At 77.2% G+C, this 16,368-nt stretch carries 18 protein-coding genes; 14 read left to right on the forward strand and 4 right to left on the reverse strand.

Annotation, left to right across the window (positions count from 1 at the left end):
• Window positions 1–157 precede the first annotated feature (157 nt).
• The 11 genes from E4U91_RS27590 to E4U91_RS27640 are packed head-to-tail and all read left to right on the forward strand — an operon-like array spanning window position 158 to window position 11,379.
• Entirely contained in the window at window positions 158–1,879 is a 1,722-nt protein-coding gene (locus tag E4U91_RS27590) for a carbamoyltransferase family protein (protein WP_137309332.1), read from the forward strand.
• A complete protein-coding gene (locus E4U91_RS27595; protein ID WP_137309333.1) occupies window positions 1,876–2,880 on the forward strand; it encodes a glycosyltransferase family 2 protein in 1,005 nt (334 codons plus the stop codon). The genes E4U91_RS27590 and E4U91_RS27595 overlap by 4 nt, the downstream gene beginning before the upstream one ends.
• Complete coding sequence (locus tag E4U91_RS27600) at window positions 2,877–3,491, forward strand: D-glycero-alpha-D-manno-heptose-1,7-bisphosphate 7-phosphatase (RefSeq protein WP_137309334.1); 615 nt, start codon at window positions 2,877–2,879, stop codon at window positions 3,489–3,491. The genes E4U91_RS27595 and E4U91_RS27600 overlap by 4 nt, the downstream gene beginning before the upstream one ends.
• Window positions 3,488–4,474 carry a glycosyltransferase family 9 protein gene (locus E4U91_RS27605; RefSeq protein ID WP_137309335.1) on the forward strand — a complete coding sequence of 329 codons (987 nt, stop codon included), beginning with the start codon at window positions 3,488–3,490 and terminating at the stop codon, window positions 4,472–4,474. The genes E4U91_RS27600 and E4U91_RS27605 overlap by 4 nt, the downstream gene beginning before the upstream one ends.
• Window positions 4,471–5,403 carry a glycosyltransferase gene (locus E4U91_RS27610; RefSeq protein ID WP_137309336.1) on the forward strand — a complete coding sequence of 311 codons (933 nt, stop codon included), beginning with the start codon at window positions 4,471–4,473 and terminating at the stop codon, window positions 5,401–5,403. The genes E4U91_RS27605 and E4U91_RS27610 overlap by 4 nt, the downstream gene beginning before the upstream one ends.
• The gene (locus tag E4U91_RS27615; RefSeq protein ID WP_137309337.1) at window positions 5,400–6,626 is read left to right on the forward strand and encodes a glycosyltransferase; all 1,227 of its coding nucleotides are present in this window, start codon (window positions 5,400–5,402) and stop codon (window positions 6,624–6,626) included. Before E4U91_RS27610 ends, E4U91_RS27615 begins: the two co-directional genes overlap by 4 nt.
• Window positions 6,626–7,210, forward strand: a complete 585-nt coding sequence (locus E4U91_RS27620) for a D-sedoheptulose-7-phosphate isomerase (RefSeq protein ID WP_137309338.1) — start codon at window positions 6,626–6,628, stop codon at window positions 7,208–7,210. The genes E4U91_RS27615 and E4U91_RS27620 overlap by 1 nt, the downstream gene beginning before the upstream one ends.
• A 41-nt stretch (window positions 7,211–7,251) precedes the next feature.
• Window positions 7,252–8,679, forward strand: a complete 1,428-nt coding sequence (gene rfaE2, locus E4U91_RS27625) for a D-glycero-beta-D-manno-heptose 1-phosphate adenylyltransferase (RefSeq protein ID WP_137309339.1) — start codon at window positions 7,252–7,254, stop codon at window positions 8,677–8,679.
• Entirely contained in the window at window positions 8,676–9,614 is a 939-nt protein-coding gene (locus E4U91_RS27630; RefSeq protein ID WP_241678700.1) for a glycosyltransferase family 9 protein, read from the forward strand. Before rfaE2 ends, E4U91_RS27630 begins: the two co-directional genes overlap by 4 nt.
• Window positions 9,611–10,486, forward strand: coding sequence for a glycosyltransferase family 2 protein (locus tag E4U91_RS27635; RefSeq protein ID WP_137309340.1), 876 nt, complete (start codon window positions 9,611–9,613; stop codon window positions 10,484–10,486). Before E4U91_RS27630 ends, E4U91_RS27635 begins: the two co-directional genes overlap by 4 nt.
• The gene (locus E4U91_RS27640) at window positions 10,483–11,379 is read left to right on the forward strand and encodes a glycosyltransferase family 2 protein (protein WP_137309341.1); all 897 of its coding nucleotides are present in this window, start codon (window positions 10,483–10,485) and stop codon (window positions 11,377–11,379) included. The genes E4U91_RS27635 and E4U91_RS27640 overlap by 4 nt, the downstream gene beginning before the upstream one ends.
• A 105-nt stretch (window positions 11,380–11,484) precedes the next feature.
• Here the strand turns inward: E4U91_RS27640 and E4U91_RS27645 are convergent, their stop codons facing one another.
• The 4 genes from E4U91_RS27645 to E4U91_RS27660 form a co-directional block, all read right to left on the reverse strand.
• Window positions 11,485–11,811 (reverse strand): DUF3040 domain-containing protein, encoded by a 327-nt coding sequence (locus E4U91_RS27645; RefSeq protein WP_137309342.1) that lies wholly within the window; start codon window positions 11,809–11,811, stop codon window positions 11,485–11,487.
• Window positions 11,812–11,874: 63 nt separating this feature from the next.
• On the reverse strand, window positions 11,875–12,789 hold the full coding sequence (locus E4U91_RS27650) for a glycosyltransferase family protein (protein ID WP_137309343.1): 915 nt from the start codon (window positions 12,787–12,789) through the stop codon (window positions 11,875–11,877).
• A 63-nt stretch (window positions 12,790–12,852) separates the two neighbouring features.
• Window positions 12,853–13,491, reverse strand: coding sequence for a DedA family protein (locus E4U91_RS27655; RefSeq protein ID WP_137309344.1), 639 nt, complete (start codon window positions 13,489–13,491; stop codon window positions 12,853–12,855).
• Between the two features lie 189 nt (window positions 13,492–13,680).
• Window positions 13,681–14,478 carry an SAM-dependent methyltransferase gene (locus tag E4U91_RS27660; protein ID WP_137309345.1) on the reverse strand — a complete coding sequence of 266 codons (798 nt, stop codon included), beginning with the start codon at window positions 14,476–14,478 and terminating at the stop codon, window positions 13,681–13,683.
• Between the two features lie 112 nt (window positions 14,479–14,590).
• On the opposite strand from E4U91_RS27660, the gene E4U91_RS38185 reads away from it, so the two are divergent.
• The 3 genes from E4U91_RS38185 to E4U91_RS27670 all read left to right on the forward strand — a co-directional run bounded on the left by E4U91_RS38185 (window position 14,591) and on the right by E4U91_RS27670 (window position 16,327).
• A complete protein-coding gene (locus E4U91_RS38185; protein WP_168218029.1) occupies window positions 14,591–14,731 on the forward strand; it encodes a hypothetical protein in 141 nt (46 codons plus the stop codon).
• Window positions 14,732–14,934: 203 nt separating this feature from the next.
• Window positions 14,935–15,822 (forward strand): NAD(P)-dependent oxidoreductase, encoded by an 888-nt coding sequence (locus tag E4U91_RS27665; RefSeq protein WP_137309346.1) that lies wholly within the window; start codon window positions 14,935–14,937, stop codon window positions 15,820–15,822.
• Window positions 15,823–15,871: 49 nt separating this feature from the next.
• On the forward strand, window positions 15,872–16,327 hold the full coding sequence (locus tag E4U91_RS27670; RefSeq protein ID WP_137309347.1) for a hypothetical protein: 456 nt from the start codon (window positions 15,872–15,874) through the stop codon (window positions 16,325–16,327).
• Window positions 16,328–16,368: the final 41 nt, after the last annotated feature.

The raw sequence follows: 16,368 nt of genomic DNA on the forward strand, positions 1-16,368 counted from the left end.
TCACCAACGACTGCGCGCAGCGACATCCCGGCCTGTTCCCCCGGAAGTTGTCTCCAAGTGTTTGAGACAGCCTCCTTCAGGCACCCGGCAGGTGCAAAAACCGCAATTGAGACATTTCTTCATTCGTCATAGTGCCGCCCGGGACGGAGTCACCCCCATGCGCATCCTCGGCATCAACGCACTCTTCCATGACCCGGCCGCCGCCCTCGTCGTCGACGGAGAGGTGGTCGCCGCCGCGGAGGAGGAGCGCTTCAGCCGGCGCAAGCACGGCAAGCGGCCGGTGCCGTTCTCCGCCTGGGAGCTGCCCGAGCTGTCGGCCCGCTGGTGCCTGGAGCACGCCGGGGTCCGCCCGGCCGAGCTGGACGCCGTGGCCTACTCCTTCGACCCCCGGCTGGCCCGCCCGGCCGCCGACATGGGGCTGTTCGACCCGTGGGACGCGCTGCGCCTGGAGTACGCCCGGCGCGCCCCCGAGTTCCTCGCCGAGGCCTTGCCCGGCCTGGACCCCGACCGGGTCGTGCACGTCCCGCACCACGTGGCGCACGCCGCCTCCGCAGGACCGGCCTCCCCGTACCCCGACAGCGCCGTCCTCGTCCTCGACGGGCGCGGTGAGTGCGCAAGCCACCTCGCGGGCCGCTACCGCGACGGCAAGCTCGACACCCTCGCCACCCAGGCGCTGCCGCACTCGCTCGGCCTGGTCTACGAGGACCTCACCGCCCACCTGGGCTTCCTGCGCAGCAGCGACGAGTACAAGGTGATGGCCCTCGCCTCCTACGGCACCCCCCGCTTCCTGCCCGAGCTGCGGACCCACGTCCACGCCACCGGCGACGGCGGGTTCCGCGCCCACGGCGTCGACTGGGCCGCCCTCGCCCCGGCCCGCGCGCCCGGCGAGCCCTGGACCCGCGACCACGCCGACCTCGCCGCCAGCACCCAGGCCGTGCTGGAGGAGACCCTGCTCGACCTGGTGCACTGGCTGTACCGCACCGCCGGCGGCGACGCCCTCGCCCTGGCCGGCGGCGTCGCCCTGAACTGCGTCGCCAACTCCAAGATCGCCGCGCGTGGCCCCTACGGGCACGTGTGGGTGCAGCCCGCCGCCGGGGACGCCGGCACCGCGCTCGGCGGCGCCCTGCACCTCGCCGAGGACCCGCGGCCCATGCCGGGCGCCGACCTCGGCCGCGGCTGGAGCGAGGACGAGCTGCGCGCCTGGCTCGACGCCGCCGCCGTCCCGTACGAGCGGCCCGACGACGTCGCCGAGGCCGTCGCCGAGGAACTGGCCCGGGACGGGATCGTGGCCTGGTTCCAGGGCCGCAGCGAGTACGGGCCGCGCGCCCTGGGCCACCGCTCGCTGATGGCCCACCCCGGGCGCGCCGAGAACCTCGAACGGCTCAACTCCGTCAAGGGCCGCGAGGAGTTCCGCCCCGTCGCCCCGATGGTCCTCGCCGACCGGGCGCACGAGCTGTTCGCCGGGCCGCTGCCCAGCCCGTACATGCTGTTCGTGCACGACGTGGCGCCCCAGTGGCGGGACCGCATCCCCGCCGTGGTGCACGTCGACGGCACGGCCCGCATCCAGACCGTCGCCGAACGCCAGGAGCCGCTGGTGGCGCGGATGCTGGCCGCCTTCGAGCGCCGCACCGGACTGCCCGTCGTCGTCAACACCAGCCTCAACACCGCGGGCCGGCCCATGGTCGACGACCCGCGCGACGCCCTGGAGTGCTTCGGCTCCGCGCCGGTCGACCTGCTGGCCATCGGCCCGTTCGTGGTGCGGCGCGGCCGCATGTACGACGGCCCTGAGGCACCGGGGCACGTCCGGGCGGCGCACGAGCACCCCACGCCCGCCACCGGGCAGCCGCACGGGTCCCCCCACGGAGAGGCGGCCGTATGAGCAGCCCGGCCTACACCGTCGTCGTCCCCACCCTCGTGCGGGACACCCTCGCCGACTGCCTGGCCGCGCTCGTCGCCGCCCACGGCCCGCGGCCCGCGGCGATCGTCCTCGTCGACGACCGCCCGGAGCCCGACCCGGCGGCGCTGGAGCACGCGCTGGCCGTCCTCGGCGAGCTCACCGACCGCACCACGGTCCTGCCCGGCGGCGCCCGCGGACCGGCCGCCGCCCGCAACACCGGGCTGCGCGCCGTCACCACCCCGTGGGTCGCCTTCCTCGACGACGACGTGCAGGTCGGCCCCCACTGGTGCGACCAGCTCGCCCAGGACCTCGCCGACGCCGGACCCGACACCGCCGCGGTGCAGGGCGTGCTCGCCGTGCCGCTGCCGGGGGAGCGCCGCCCCACCGACTGGGAGCGCACCACCGCCGGCCTCGCCCGCGCCCGCTGGATCACCGCCGACATGGCCTACCGCACCGACGCCCTCAAGCAGGTCGGCGGCTTCGACGAACGCTTCCCCCGCGCCTTCCGCGAGGACGCCGACGTCGCGCTGCGCGTCCTGGACGCCGGCTGGCGCGTCCAGCGGGGCCGGCGCACCACCCGCCACCCGGTCCGTGCCGCCGACCGCTGGGTCTCCCTGCGCAACCAGCGCGGCAACGCCGACGACGCGCTGATGCGCGCCCTGCACGGCCCCGACTGGTGGGAGAAGGCCGCCGCCCCGCGCGGCCGCATCCGCGCCCACCTCGCGGTCACCGCGGCCGGGCTCGCCGCCTTCGCGCTGGCCGCGGCCGGCCGGCCCCGCGCCGCCGCCCTCGCCGGGCTCGGCTGGGCGCTGGGCACCGCCGAGTTCGCCTGGGCCCGCATCGCGCCCGGACCGCGCACCCGGGACGAGGTGACCACCATGCTCGCCACCAGCGTCCTCATCCCGCCCGCCGCGAGCTGGCACCGGCTCAGCGGCGCGTGGCGGCACCGCGCCGCCCCGCCCTGGCGGGAGGTGGCCCGGTGAACCGGCCCGCGCCCCACGACCGCCGCATCCGGCTGGTCCTGTTCGACCGCGACGGCACCCTCGTCGAGGACGTCCCCTACAACGGCGACCCCGACCTGGTCCGCCCCGTGCCGCACGCCCGCGAGGCCCTGGCCCTGCTGCGCGCCCGGGGCGTCGCCACCGGCGTCGTCACCAACCAGTCGGGCGTCGCCCGCGGGCTGCTGAGCACGGCCGACGTACGGCGCGTCAACGAGCGCGTCGACGCCCTCCTGGGCCCGTTCGACGCGTGGGCCGTCTGCCCGCACGGCCCCGACGACGGCTGCTCCTGCCGCAAGCCGCAGCCCGGCATGGTCCTCCAGGCGGCCGCGCGGCTCGGGGTCCCGCCCGAGGAGACCGCCGTGATCGGCGACATCGGCGCCGACGTCGAGGCCGCCCGCCGGGCCGGCGCCCTGGGCGTCCTGGTGCCCACCGCGCAGACCCGCCCCGAGGAGACGGCCGCCGCCGAGCACGTCGCCCCGGACCTGCTCACCGCCGTACGGGCCCTGCTGCCGGCCGGGCCGCCGCGCGGGCACCTCCTCGACGACGAACGGCCCCCGGCCGCCGTGTCCGCGTCCGACCGGAGGACGCTATGAGAGCCCTGGTCACCCGGCTCGACAGCTTCGGCGACGTGCTGCTCGCCGGGCCCGCGATCCGCGCCGTCGCCGCCCGCGCCGACCACGTCACCCTGCTGTGCGGCCCCCTCGGCGCCCCCGCCGCCCACCTGCTGCCCGGCGTCGACGAGGTGCTGGTCTGGGAGGCGCCGTGGGCCGGCTTCGAGCCGCCGCCCGTGCGCCGTCGGGCCGTCGAGGAGCTGATCGCGGCCGTCCGCGCCGACACCGCGCTGGTCCTCACCTCCTTCCACCAGTCCCCGCTGCCCACCGCGCTGCTGCTGCGGCTGGCCGGCGTCACCCGCATCGCCGCCGACAGCGAGGACTACCCCGGCTCCCTCCTCGACGTCCGCCACCACCGCGCCCCGCACGCCCACGAGGTGGACGCCGCCCTGGACCTCGCCGAGGCCGCCGGCTTCCCCCGGCCCGCCGACACCCGGCTGCGGATCCTGCCCCCGCCCGACACCAGCGCCCTCACCGGCGCCGGCCCCTACGTCGTCGTGCACCCCGGGGCGAGCGTCCCGGCCCGCGCCTGGAGCCCCGCCCGCTGCGCCCAGGCCGTGCGCGCACTCGCCGACGCCGGACACCGCGTGGTGGTGACCGGCGGCCCAGGCGAACGCGCGCTGACCCGCCGCGTCGCCGGGAACGACGGCGTCGACCTCGGCGGGCGCACCGGCGCCCCCGAACTGGCCGGCGTCCTCGCCCGCGCCGACGCCGTCGTCACCGGCAACACCGGCCCCGCCCACCTCGCGGCGGCCGTCGGCACACCCGTGGTGTCGCTGTTCGCCCCCGTCGTACCGGCCGAGCGCTGGCGGCCCTACGGCGTGCCCTGCGTGCTGCTCGGCGACCAGCACGCGCCCTGCGCCGACAGCCGCGCCCGGCAGTGCCCCGTCCCCGGGCACCCGTGCCTGGAGTCCGTGACCGCCCATGACGTCCGACTGGCCGTGGAGAAGGTGAGGCAGGCGTGAGGATCCTGATCTGGCACGTGCACGGCTCCTGGACGACGTCGTTCGTCCAGGGACCGCACACCTACCTCGTCCCCGTCACCCCCGACCGCGGACCCGACGGCCTCGGCCGCGCCCGCACCTGGGACTGGCCGGACAGCGTCGTCGAGGTCTCCCCGGAGCGCCTGCGCGACGCCGACGTCGACCTGGTGGTCCTCCAGCGCCCGCACGAACTCGCCCTGGTCGACCAGTGGCTGGGGCGCCGCCCGCCGCTCGTGTACGTCGAGCACAACGCCCCGCACGGCGACGTGCCGGACACCCGGCACCCGGTCGCCGACCTGCCCGGCGTCACCCTCGTCCACGTCACCCACTTCAACCGGCTGATGTGGGACAACGGCCGCGCCGCGACCGAGGTCGTCGAGCACGGGATCATCGACCCCGGGCACCTCTGGACCGGCGAACTCCCGCACGGCGCCGTCGTCGTCAACGACCCGGTCCGCCGCGGCCGCACCACCGGCACCGACCTGCTGCCGGTGTTCGCCGACGTCGTGCCGCTGGACGTCTTCGGCATGCGCACCGACCAGCTGGACGTGCCCGGCACCACCACCCACGACCTGCCCCAGCACGCCCTGCACGCCGAGCTGGCCCGCCGCCGGGTCTACGTCCACCCGGTCCGCTGGACCTCGCTCGGCCTGTCGCTGCTGGAGGCGATGTTCCTGGGCATGCCGGTCGTCGCGCTCGCCACCACCGAGGTGACCGAGGCGGTGCCCGACGGCGCCGGGGTGGTCTCCAACCGCCTGGACGTCCTGACCGACGCCGTACGGGACTTCGTCGCCGACCCGCTGCACGCCCGCCTGATCGGCGAGGCCGCACGCGCCGCGGCGCTCGCCCGCTACGGGCTGACCCGCTTCCTGAACGACTGGGAGCGGCTGCTGAAGGAGGTGACCCGATGAGGATCGCCATGGTGTCCGAGCACGCGAGCCCGCTGGCCGCGCTCGGTGGCGTCGACGCCGGCGGCCAGAACGTGTACGTCGCGCGGCTGAGCGAGGAACTCGCCCGCCGCGGCCACGACGTCACGGTCTACACCCGCCGCGACAGCACCGACCTGCCCGACCGGGTGCCGCTGCCCGGCGGCGGCGTCGTCGAGCACGTCCAGGCCGGCCCGCCCGAACCGGTGCCCAAGGACGAACTCCTGCCCTACATGCCCGGGTTCGGGGCCCGGCTGGCCGCCGCCTGGCGGCACGAGCGGCCCGACCTGGTGCACGCCCACTTCTGGATGTCCGGCATGGCCGCCCGGATCGGCGCCCGCCCGCGCGGCGTCCCGGTCGTGCAGACCTTCCACGCCCTCGGCACGGTCAAGCGCCGCCACCAGGGCCGCCGGGACACCAGCCCCGGCGAACGCATCGGCATCGAGCGCCAGATCGGCCGCGACTGCGCCCGGGTCCTGGCCACCTGCACCGACGAGGTGTACGAACTCGCCGACATGGGCGTTCCGCCGCAGCACGTGTCCGTCGTGCCGTGCGGCGTGGACGCCGAGCACTTCCGGCCCGGCCGGCCCGGCACCGGGGTGCCCGCACGGCGGGAGCGCCACCGGCTGCTCGCCTGCGGCCGCCTGGTGCGCCGCAAGGGCTACGACCGCGCCATCCGCGCCCTGACCCGGATCCCGGACGCCGAACTCCTCCTCGCCGGCGGCCCGCCCGCCGGGCTGCTGGAGGCCGACGACGAGGCCGAGCGCCTGCTGCTGCTGGCCGAACGCCTGGGCGTCGCCGGCCGGGTGCGGCTGCTCGGCGCGGTCGACCCGGCCCGGATGCCCGCCCTCATGGGCAGCGCCGACCTGGTGCTGTGCACCCCCGACTACGAGCCGTTCGGCATCGTCCCGCTGGAGGCCATGGCCTGCGGGGTGCCCGTCGTCGCCACCGACGTCGGCGGCCACCGCGACTCCGTCGCCGACGGCGCCACCGGCCGGCTCGTCCCGACCGGCGACCCCTCGGCGATCGCCGCGACGGTGCGCGAACTCCTCACCGACGAACGGCTGCGCCGCCGCTACGGCGCCGCGGGCCGCGACCGGGTGATGGCCCGCTACACCTGGCAGCGCGTCGCCGACGGCGTCGAACAGGTCTACCGGCAGGTCGTGGTCGGCCACACCCTGCCCTCGGAGTCCACGGAGGTGGCGTGATGAGCGTCCAGGAGACCACGGCCGTCGCCCACTGCGACCGACTCGCCCAGGCCATCCGCGCGTTCCGCGGCTCCGCGCACCGCACCGAGCACTGGGGCGAACGGCTCGCCGACGTGCTCTGCGGCGGCGGCCGGCTGCTCGCCGCGGGCAACGGCGGCAGCGCCGCCCAGGCCCAGCACCTGACCGCGGAGATCGTCGGCCGCTACCGCGACGACCGGCCGCCCTTCTCCGCGATCGCCCTGCACGCGGACACCTCCGCCACCACCGCCATCGCCAACGACTACGGCGTCGACGAGGTGTTCGCCCGGCAGGTCCGCGCCCACGGCCGCCCCGGCGACGTGCTGATGCTGCTGTCCACCTCCGGTGCCAGCGCCAACCTGCTGTCCGCCGCCGCCGCCGGCCGCGGCGCCGGACTGCGCGTGTGGGCGCTGACCGGACCCGCGCCCAACCCGCTGACGGCGGGCAGCGACGAGGCCCTGTGCGTGGCGGCCCCCGCCGCGGCGACCGTCCAGGAACTGCACCTGGTGGCCGTCCACATGATCTGCGAGGCCTTCGACGCGGCCGTGGAACGGCGCCACGGGTGACGTCCCCGCGCCCCGCCGACCGCACCCCGACCGGAGGTGACATGACCGTGAACGCCCCGCTGGTCGTCGTCGGAGACGCCCTGCTCGACCGTGACCTCACCGGCACCGCCGACCGCCTCGCCCCCGACGCACCCGTCCCGGTCGTCGCCGACTGCGCCGAACACCTGCGGCCCGGCGGCGCCGCCCTCGCCGCGTACCTCGCGGCGCGCGACGGCCGCCCGGTCACGCTGATCACCGGCATCGGCGACGACCCGGCGAGCCGGGCCCTGCTGCGCCTCCTGGACGGGCACGTCGAGGTGATCGCGCTGCCGCTGACCGGGCCGCTGTCGCAGAAGACACGGGTGCTGGCCCGCGGCCGGCCCGTCGTCCGCCTCGACGCGGGCTCCGGCCGGGTCCACGAGGCCACCACCGAGGCCCGCGAGGCCCTGCGCGGCGCCCGTGCCGTCCTCGTCTCCGACTACGGCCGCGGCGCCGCCGACGCCGTGCGGGACGTACTGGCCGAACACCCCCCGCTGGTCTGGGACCCCCACCCGCGCGGCGGGCCGCCCGTGCCCGGCACCCGGCTCGTCACCCCCGCCGAGAAGGAGGCCCGCGCCGCCGCCGAGGGCGGCGACAGCCTGCGCGACCTGTCCCGCGCGGCCGCCGACCTGGTACGGCACTGGCGGGTCCCCGCCGTCACCGTCACCCTGGGCGCCCGCGGCGCGCTCCTGTCGTACGGCGAGAACCCGCTGCTCGTCCCGGCGCCCGCCGCGCACCACGGCGACCCCTGCGGCGCCGGCGACCGTTTCGCCGCCGCCGCGGCCGGACTGCTCGCCGACGGCGCGCTCGTCGAGGAGGCCGTCGAGGGCGCCGTCCGCGCCGCGACCGAGTTCGTCGGGGCCGGGGGAGCGGGCGCCGCCCTGGACCCCGCCGGCCCGCCCCCGCCCGTGGACGACCCGCGCGCCCTGATCGACGCCGTCCGCGCCCGGCAAGGCACCGTCGTCGCCGCCGGCGGCTGCTTCGACCTGCTGCACGCCGGGCACGTCGGCCTGCTCCAGGCGGCCCGCCGGCTCGGCGACTGCCTCGTGGTGTGCGTCAACTCCGACGCCTCCGTGCGCCGCCGCAAGGGCGAGGGCCGCCCGGTCACCCCGCTCGCCGACCGGGTCCGGGTGCTGCGCGCCCTGGCCTGCGTCGACGCGGTGGCCGTCTTCGACGAGGACACCCCCGAACGGCTCCTGGCCGACCTGCGCCCCGACATCTGGGTCAAGGGCGGCGACTACGCGGGCGCCGAACTCCCCGAGGCGGCCCTGCTCCAGGAGTGGGGCGGCCAGGCGGTCCTGCTGCCCTACCTCGACGGCCGGTCCTCCACCGCCCTCATCGAGCGCGCCGCCGAGGGCCTCACCCGCACCGGCGCCCCCGACGGCGCCCCCGGACCCGCCGACCGCACCGTCTCCGGGACCGGCTCCTGGACCGCGGAGGGCGTGCGGTGACCGGACGCGTCCTGGTCCTGCGGGCCCTCGGCCTCGGCGACCTGCTCGCCGGGGTGCCCGCCCTGCGCGCCCTGCGCCGCGCCTTCCCCGGCCACGAACTGGTCCTCGCCGCGCCCGCCGACCTCGCGCCGGTCGCCCGGGCCACCGGCGCCGTCGACCGGCTGCTGCCCGCCTCCGCCCCCGGCCGGGCCGTGCCCCACCACCTCGACTGGACCGGGCCCCCGCCCGACGTCGCCGTGGACCTGCACGGCAACGGCCCGCCCAGCCACCGCCTGCTGCAGGCCCTGCGCCCGCGGCGCCTCCTCGCCTTCGCGCACCCCGGGACCCCGGAGATCGAGGGGCCGCCCTGGTACGCCGAGGAACACGAACGCGCCCGCTGGTGCCGCCTGCTGGAGGCGTACGGCATCCCGGCCGACCCCACCGACCTGCGGCTGCCCCGTCCGGCCGGCCCCTCCCCGGCGCCCGGCGCGGTCGTGCTCCACCCCGGTGCGGGAGCCCCCTCCCGGTGCTGGCCCCTCGACCGGTACGCGGCCGTCGCCGACACCGTGCGCGAACGCGGCCTGCGCGTCGTCGTCACCGGGGGACCGGGCGAGGACGACCTGGTCGCCGGGCTGGCCAAGCGGGCCGCGCTGCCCGACACCGACCTGTTCGGCGGCGGACTGCCCTACCGGCGGCTGGCCGCGCTGGTCGCCGGCGCCCGCGCCGTGGTCAGCGGCGACACCGGCCTCGCCCACCTCGCCGTCGCCCACGCGACCCCGTCGGTGACCCTGTTCGGACCCACCCCGCCCAGCCGCTGGGGCCCGCCGGACGACCCCCGCCACCAGGTCCTGTGGCACCCCGGGCCGGACGGCGACCCGCACGGCACCGAGCCCGACCCGGCCCTGCTGCGCATCCGCCCCGAGGACGTCCTGACCGCACTGGACCGGCTGCCATGACCCCCTCCCGCACCGGTGTCGTCATCGCCACCCGCGACCGCGCCCCCCGCCTCGCGAGCACCCTGGACCACCTCCTGGCGCTGCCCGAGCGGCCCGAGATCCTCGTCGTCGACAACGCCTCCAGCGACGACACCCCGGCCCTGCTAGCCCGCCACCACCCCCGGGTGCGCACCCTGCGGCTGCCCGCCAACCGCGGTGCCCTCGCCCGCACCGAGGGCGTCCGCGCCCTGGACACGCCCTACGTCGCCTTCAGCGACGACGACTCCTGGTGGGCGCCCGGCGCCCTGGAACGCGCCGCCCGCCACCTGGACGCCCACCCGCGGCTCGGCCTGCTCTCCGCCCGCACCCTGGTCGGACCCGCCGCCGAGCCGGACCCGCTGAACGACGTGTTGAGCGGCTCCCCGCTGGGCCCCGCCGAGGACCTGCCCGGCGTCCAGGTCCTCGGCTTCCTCGCCTGCGCCTGCGTCGTCCGGCGCGACGCCTACCTCGACGCGGGCGGCTTCCACCCGGTGCTGTTCTTCGGCGGCGAGGAGACCCTGCTCGCCTACGACCTGGCCGCCCGCGGCTGGGGCGTCACCCACTGCCCGGACGTCGTCGCCCACCACCACCCGCCCCCGGCGCCCCCGGCGTCACGCGCGGGCCGCGGCGCGCTGTTCCGCCGCAACGCCCTGCTCACCGACTGGCTGCGCCGCCCCCTGCCGCACGCCCTGGCCCGCACCCGGGACCTGGCCGCCGAGGCCCGCCACGACCCGCAGGCCCGCAGCGCCCTGCGCCAGGCGCTGGTCCGGCTGCCCGCCGCGCTGCGCGCCCGCCGCCCGCTTCCCCCGTACCTCGAAGAGGCCGCCCGCGCCCTGGACGGAGCCGCCCGATGACCGACCCGCGCCTGACCGTCGTCGTCATCACCCACAACCGGCGCGCCGAACTCCTGCGCACCCTCGACCGGCTCGCCGAACTCCCCGAGCGGCCCCCGGTGATCGTCACCGACAACGGCTCCACCGACGGCTCCGCCGAGGCCGTCGCCCACCGCCACCCCGAGGTGACCCTGCTGCGCCCCGGCCGCAACCTCGGCGCGACCGGCCGCAACCTGGCGGTCCGTCAGGTACGCACGCTCTACGTGGTGTTCTGCGACGACGACACCTGGTGGGACCCCGGCTCACCGGCCGGCGCGGCCGACCTGCTGGACCGGCACCCCGCGCTCGCCTCCGTCACCGCCCGCATCGTCGTCGAGCCCGGCAGCACCGACGACCCCATCGTCGAGGAACTGCGCACCTCCCCGCTGACCCGGCCGTCCTGGATGCCCGGCCCGGCCCTCGGCTCGTTCCTCGCGGGCGCGACCGTGCTGCGCACCGACGCCTTCCGCGCCGCCGGCGGCTTCCACCCCCGGCTGTGGCTCGGCGGGGAGGAGGAGCTGCTCGCGGCCGACCTCGCGTCGGGCGGCTGGTGGCTCACCTACGCCGACCACCTGACGGTCCACCACCAGGCGTCGACGGTGCGCGACCCCACGCTGCGCCGGGCGCACGGCATCCGCAACACCCTGTGGTTCACCTGGCTGCGCCGCCCGGTCCGGCCCGCGCTGCGCCGCACCCTGTTCCTGGCCCGCACGGTCCCGCGGGACACGGTCTCGCTGCGCGCCTTCGCCGAGGCCGCGGCGGCCCTGCCCTGGGTGCTCAGGGAACGGCGCGTGCTGCCCGTCGAGGTGGAGGAGCGGTTCCGCCTGCTGGAGGACGCCCAGCGCCGGTCGAGGGCGCGGCAGTACACCGGGTGACGTCGGCCGCGCGGATCCCCGGTCGTCCTGGCGGGACGCGGGACGCCCGGGGAGACGTGCCGCGGTCGCCGCGGTCGTCGGCGCCTCCGTGCCGCGGTCGTCGGCTCAGCCGTGGGGGCGGGGGCCGCCCGGTGGCTCCGTCCACCGGCACAGCAGCCGGAACGCCGCGAACAGCGACAGCGGCCAGACACCGGCGAACGCCCAGATCACCCCGGGTGCGCCGGTGACGATGCCGGCCACCATCAGGCCCACGGCCACGGCCAGCCACACCGCCACGACCCAGGGGCGCGGGGACCACGCCGCCGCCCGGGCCAGCCGGGGATGTCGGCAGTGGGTGCGCAGCCGCCGGTCCAGCCGGCGGTCGCGGCGCAGCACGCGCTCCATCTCGTCCAGGATGCGCTGTTCGTGATCGGGAAGCCGGCCGGTGGTCACTGGGCCCTCCTGATGCTCCGGGCGGGTGCGCACCCGGAGCGAGTGCCCCGTGGACCCCCGGATCTAACCGGTTCGGGACGGCTCCAGAAGCGCCGCCAGGGCGTCGGTGCCGTCCCGTGCGGTGCCCTCGCACAGGTCGTCGCGGACCCGCCCGGCCGCCGCGTGCCCGTGGGTGAGGCACCAGTCCCACCACCGCCGCAGCCCCGCCGCGTCCAGTGCGTCGGCGGGCACCAGCGCGGGCCAGCCGCAGGCGCGGGCCTGCGCCGTGACCTTCGCGCCGCCCGCCACCGGGTCCACGGCCGGCGCGGGCACCCCCGAGCGCAGGGCGAGCACCAGCCCGTGCAGCCGGTCGGTGACCACCAGGTCCAGCCGGACGAGCACCGCCTCCACCTGGCCGGCCGTGGCGCCGAGCCGCCAGTCGTGGGCTTCGAGCCGGGTCTCCAGCTCCAGCCGGGCGCAGTCGACTCCGGCCAGCCACCGCGTGACCTGCTCGGCCACGCGCGCGTGGCGCCGCCGGTCGCCGTACTCGTGCTGGCCGTGGGTGAGGACGACGCCGACCACCGGCACGGCGGACGGGGGTCGCGGGGCCCGGGCGGCGAGGTCGAGGGAGGGCTCGGTGCCGGGCGCGTCCCGCGGCAGCACCCGGTGGAAGCCGCGCACGGCGGGCCCGTCGGGCGCGAGGACGGACGTCCCGACCGCGATCCGCACGCACCCCGCGAACCGCCGGTGCAGCGCCTCGACCTGGGGCCCGTGCGCGGGGCCGCAGACGAACACCACGTGCGAGTAGTCCTGCGGCCGGGCGTCCTCCAGGTGCAGCGCGTCCGGCCGGAACCCGGGGCTCCAGGCGACGTCGTGGGCGACGCCGGCCCGGTCCAGCACCACCCGCACCCGGTCCAGGGCCAGCACGTCCCCGGCGGTCGCCTCCCCGTCCAGGAAGCTGAACCACCCGGTCAGCAGGACTCGCCGTACCGGCTCCATCGCGGGGCCGAGTGCCCGGCCGGCCGGAGGGCATGCGGGGGCGGCAGGGAGAGGTCGCAGGGGTCAGTCCGGGGGCGAGCGGCGGCGGCGCCGCTCGCGCCGGACCTCCACCGCAAGCGGCAGCAGCGAGAGCAGCACCACGAGGGCCACCAGCGGCAGCAGCCAGTGGTCGACCTGCGGCACCGACGCGCCGAGGGTGTACCCGGCCAGCACCAGGCTCTGCGACCACAGCAGCCCGCCCACGACCTGCCAGAGCGTGAAGGGCCGCACGGGCACGCCCAGCGCGCCGGCCGCCGGGTGCAGCACCGTGCGCACCAGCGGGACGAACCGGCCTATCACCAGGGCCTTGCCGTAGCCGTAGCGGGCCAGCAGCCGCTCCGCGCGGCCCGCGGCCTCCTCCAGGCGCCCTCCCGGGGAGCGGGCCAGCAGCGCCCGCCCGCCGTGCCGCCCGATCAGGAACCCCACCTGGCCCCCGGCGACCGCCCCGACGGCCGCGCACAGCAGCACCTGCCACAGCTCCAGCGGCGCCCGGCCGTCCGTGCCGCTCGCGCAGAGCACCCCGGCCGGGAACAGCAGGGTGTCGCCGGGCAGGAAGAAGCCGACCACGAGCAGTCCCGACTCGGCGAAGACGACCGCCAGCACCCCGAGCGCGCCGAAGGCGGCCAGCACCGCGGAGCTGTCCGTCGGGTTGACGGCGATCACCGCGCTCGCCTCCCCGCTGCCTCGTCGACTCGTCCCGCGCCGTCGTCCGTCCCGCGTCCGGCCCGGCTGCGCCCTGCGTCCAGCATCGCGTGCGGACGGCGGACCCGCCCGTCCCGGCGCGCGGACCGGGGTCGGGCGGACGGGGCGGGGCGGACGGGGCGGACGGGACGGGGGCGGGACGCCCGCGGGTCAGCCGGTCTTGCGGGCCACGCCCGCGTAGAAGCCGATCAGCTCGGAGCCGGGCGGCGGCGGGGTGTCCGGGCGCCAGTAGGGGACCTGGGCCAGACCGGGCTCGACCAGCTCGAAGCCGTCGAAGAGCCGCTCCACCCGGTCCCGGGAACGCAGGTTCAGGCTGGCGGTGGCCCGCTGGTAGACGGCCTGGGCCTCGCTGCGGTCGGCGAAGTCGCCGGTGGCGTGCGACAGCACCAGGCAGCTGCCGGCCGGCAGCGCGTCGCGCAGGGTGGCGACGACCCGCTCCGGCTCGTCGGCGTCGGTGAGGAAGTGCAGGATCGCGACGAGGAGCAGCGCCACCGGCTGGTCGAAGTCGATGATCCGGCGGATGTCCGGGTGCTCCACGATGCCCCGCGGGTCGCGCAGGTCGGCCAGCACCACCGAGTTGGTGCCGGAGGCACTGAGCAGCGCACCGGCGTGCGCGGCGACGATCGGGTCGTTGTCGACGTACGCCACGCGCACGTCCGGCGCCGCCGCCCGGGCGATCTCGTGGACGTTGGGCGAGGTGGGCAGCCCGGTGCCGATGTCGAGGATCTGCCGTACGCCGCTGTCGACGACGTACCGCACGGCGCGCTGGAGGAAGGCGCGGTTGGCCCGCAGCCCCGGCCGCACCTCGGGCGCGGCGGCCTCCAGCCGCTCGGCGGCCTGCTGGTCCACCTCGTAGTTGTCCTTGCCGCCCAGCAGGTAGTCGTAGATCCGGGCCGGATGCGGCCTGCTGGTGTCGATGTCCTCGGCGCGGAAGCCGTCCTGTGTCACCCTGCGCTCCTCTCGACGGCCGCCGCGTCCCGCTCCCGGGCGGCCGAGCACAGCTTCCCACACCAACTGGCCTGCTCCGGACGCAGGTTGTGCCCCCAGCTGGCTCCCCGTCGTGCGGGCCACCGCCCCGCAGGCCGGCGCCGAGGCGCCCGCGGAGCGGCACCTGCCCGTCCCGGTGGTCGCCGCCCACGGCCTGTTCGCCGCGGCGACCCTGGTCCTGGTGCTGCCGGCCGCGCTCGGCGTGGGCGGCTGAGCGGCGCGCGGCCCCTCCCGTCCGCCTCCCACGGGCCACGGCGTGGCCCGACGGCCCGGTGTGTCCCGCGTCCGGCAGGATCGGAGTCCGACGATCCCGGGAGCCCGGGTGTGCCCCGCCCCGCGCGGTGTACCCGGGCCCCCGTCGTCACGCGACCGCACGGACAGGCAAGCGGTCAGGCACACGGACAGGGAAGTGGAAACATGACCGACCAGCTCACCGTCAGCGTCCTGGGCACCGGCATCATGGGCGCCGCGATGGCCCGCAACCTCGCCCGCGCCGGGCACACCGTGCGCGCCTGGAACCGCAGTCGCGCCAAGGCCGAGCCCCTGGCCGCCGACGGCGTCACCGTCGCCGGCACCCCGGCCGAGGCCGTCACGGACGCGGACGTGGTGCTGACCATGCTCTACGACGGTCCGGCCGTCCTGGACGTGATGCGCCAGGCGGCGCCCGCCCTGCGCGAGGGCGCGGCCTGGGTGCAGTCGACGACCGTGGGCGTCGAGGCGATCGCGGACCTGGCCGGCTTCGCCCGCGAGCACGCGCTGGTGTTCTTCGACGCGCCGGTGCTGGGCACCCGCCAGCCCGCCGAGGCCGGCGAACTGCTGGTCCTGGCCGCCGGCCCCGAGGAGGGGCGCGCGGCGGTGGCGCCGGTGCTCAACGCGGTGGGCGCGCGCACGGTGTGGACCGGCGAGGACGGCGCCGAGGCCGGCGCGACCCGGCTCAAGCTGGTCGCCAACAGCTGGGTCATCGCGGCCACCGCCGCGCTGGGCGAGGTGCTGGCCCTGGCGCGCGGACTCGGCGTGGAGCCGCAGCACTTCTTCGACGCGATCGCGGGCGGCCCGCTGGACATGGGCTACCTGCGGGCCAAGTCCTCGCTGATCCTGCACGACCAGCTGACCCCGCCGCAGTTCGCGGTGGACACGGCCGCCAAGGACGCGCGGCTGATCGTGCGGGCGGGGGAGAAGAGCGGCGTGCGCCTGGACGTGGCCGAGGCGGCCGCCCGGCGGCTGGAGCGCGCGGCCGCACAGGGCCACGCGGACGAGGACATGGCCGCCGCGTACTTCGCCAGCTTCCCCGACGACAACGGCTGACGCCGGAACGGCTCCACGGAAGTCCGCATTCGAGTTGTCATTGTTCGCGGTGCTCGATGCGCATGCGCATGCGCATGCTCGCGGTCGTCGCTGCGACCGCCACCGCATCACTGGGCACGGTGGTACCTGCCGCCGCGTCACCGATCACCTCAACGGCAAGGGCGAGCTCCTGGTCACCGTCCCCGGTGAGGTGCGCCCCAGGGACTTCGCCTCCGGCGACGGAAGCCTGGCCGCGGCCGACCCCTGTTTCGAGGGCTCGGTCCACAGCGGCTGGTTCTGCGCCTACAGCGGCGAGGTCTACCAGGGCGACGCCCTGCGCTGGTACGCCTGCGGCAAGCGCTCCATGCCGTGGGGCGGGTACGGGTCGTGGATCAACGACCAGACGCCCGGCACGCGGGCGACCTCCTACAACGGCAGCGGGGGCGTCCCTTACGTCACGGACGCGCCGTACAGCTACTCGCGCAGCTATTACTGGACGCCCGTCTGGAACATCAGGAACTGCTGACGGACCGACCCGGTGAAACAGGGGCTCCAGCCGCTTTCGGC

It is taken from the genome of Streptomyces lasalocidi, assembly GCF_005280215.1.
GTDB classification, from domain to species: domain Bacteria; phylum Actinomycetota; class Actinomycetes; order Streptomycetales; family Streptomycetaceae; genus Streptomyces; species Streptomyces longwoodensis.

What these genes read in the sequence shown, in the direction of transcription:
- E4U91_RS27590 (WP_137309332.1), top strand. Translation starts at nt 158, where the DNA reads ATGCGCATCCTCGGCATCAACGCACTCTTCCATGACCCGGCCGCCGCC.
- E4U91_RS27620 (WP_137309338.1), top strand. Translation starts at nt 6,626, where the DNA reads ATGAGCGTCCAGGAGACCACGGCCGTCGCCCACTGCGACCGACTCGCC.
- E4U91_RS27640 (WP_137309341.1), top strand. Translation starts at nt 10,483, where the DNA reads ATGACCGACCCGCGCCTGACCGTCGTCGTCATCACCCACAACCGGCGC.
- E4U91_RS27595 (WP_137309333.1), top strand. Translation starts at nt 1,876, where the DNA reads ATGAGCAGCCCGGCCTACACCGTCGTCGTCCCCACCCTCGTGCGGGAC.
- E4U91_RS27635 (WP_137309340.1), top strand. Translation starts at nt 9,611, where the DNA reads ATGACCCCCTCCCGCACCGGTGTCGTCATCGCCACCCGCGACCGCGCC.
- E4U91_RS27615 (WP_137309337.1), top strand. Translation starts at nt 5,400, where the DNA reads ATGAGGATCGCCATGGTGTCCGAGCACGCGAGCCCGCTGGCCGCGCTC.
- E4U91_RS27605 (WP_137309335.1), top strand. Translation starts at nt 3,488, where the DNA reads ATGAGAGCCCTGGTCACCCGGCTCGACAGCTTCGGCGACGTGCTGCTC.
- E4U91_RS27650 (WP_137309343.1), bottom strand. Translation starts at nt 12,789, where the DNA reads ATGGAGCCGGTACGGCGAGTCCTGCTGACCGGGTGGTTCAGCTTCCTG.
- E4U91_RS27665 (WP_137309346.1), top strand. Translation starts at nt 14,935, where the DNA reads ATGACCGACCAGCTCACCGTCAGCGTCCTGGGCACCGGCATCATGGGC.
- rfaE2 (WP_137309339.1), top strand. Translation starts at nt 7,252, where the DNA reads ATGACCGTGAACGCCCCGCTGGTCGTCGTCGGAGACGCCCTGCTCGAC.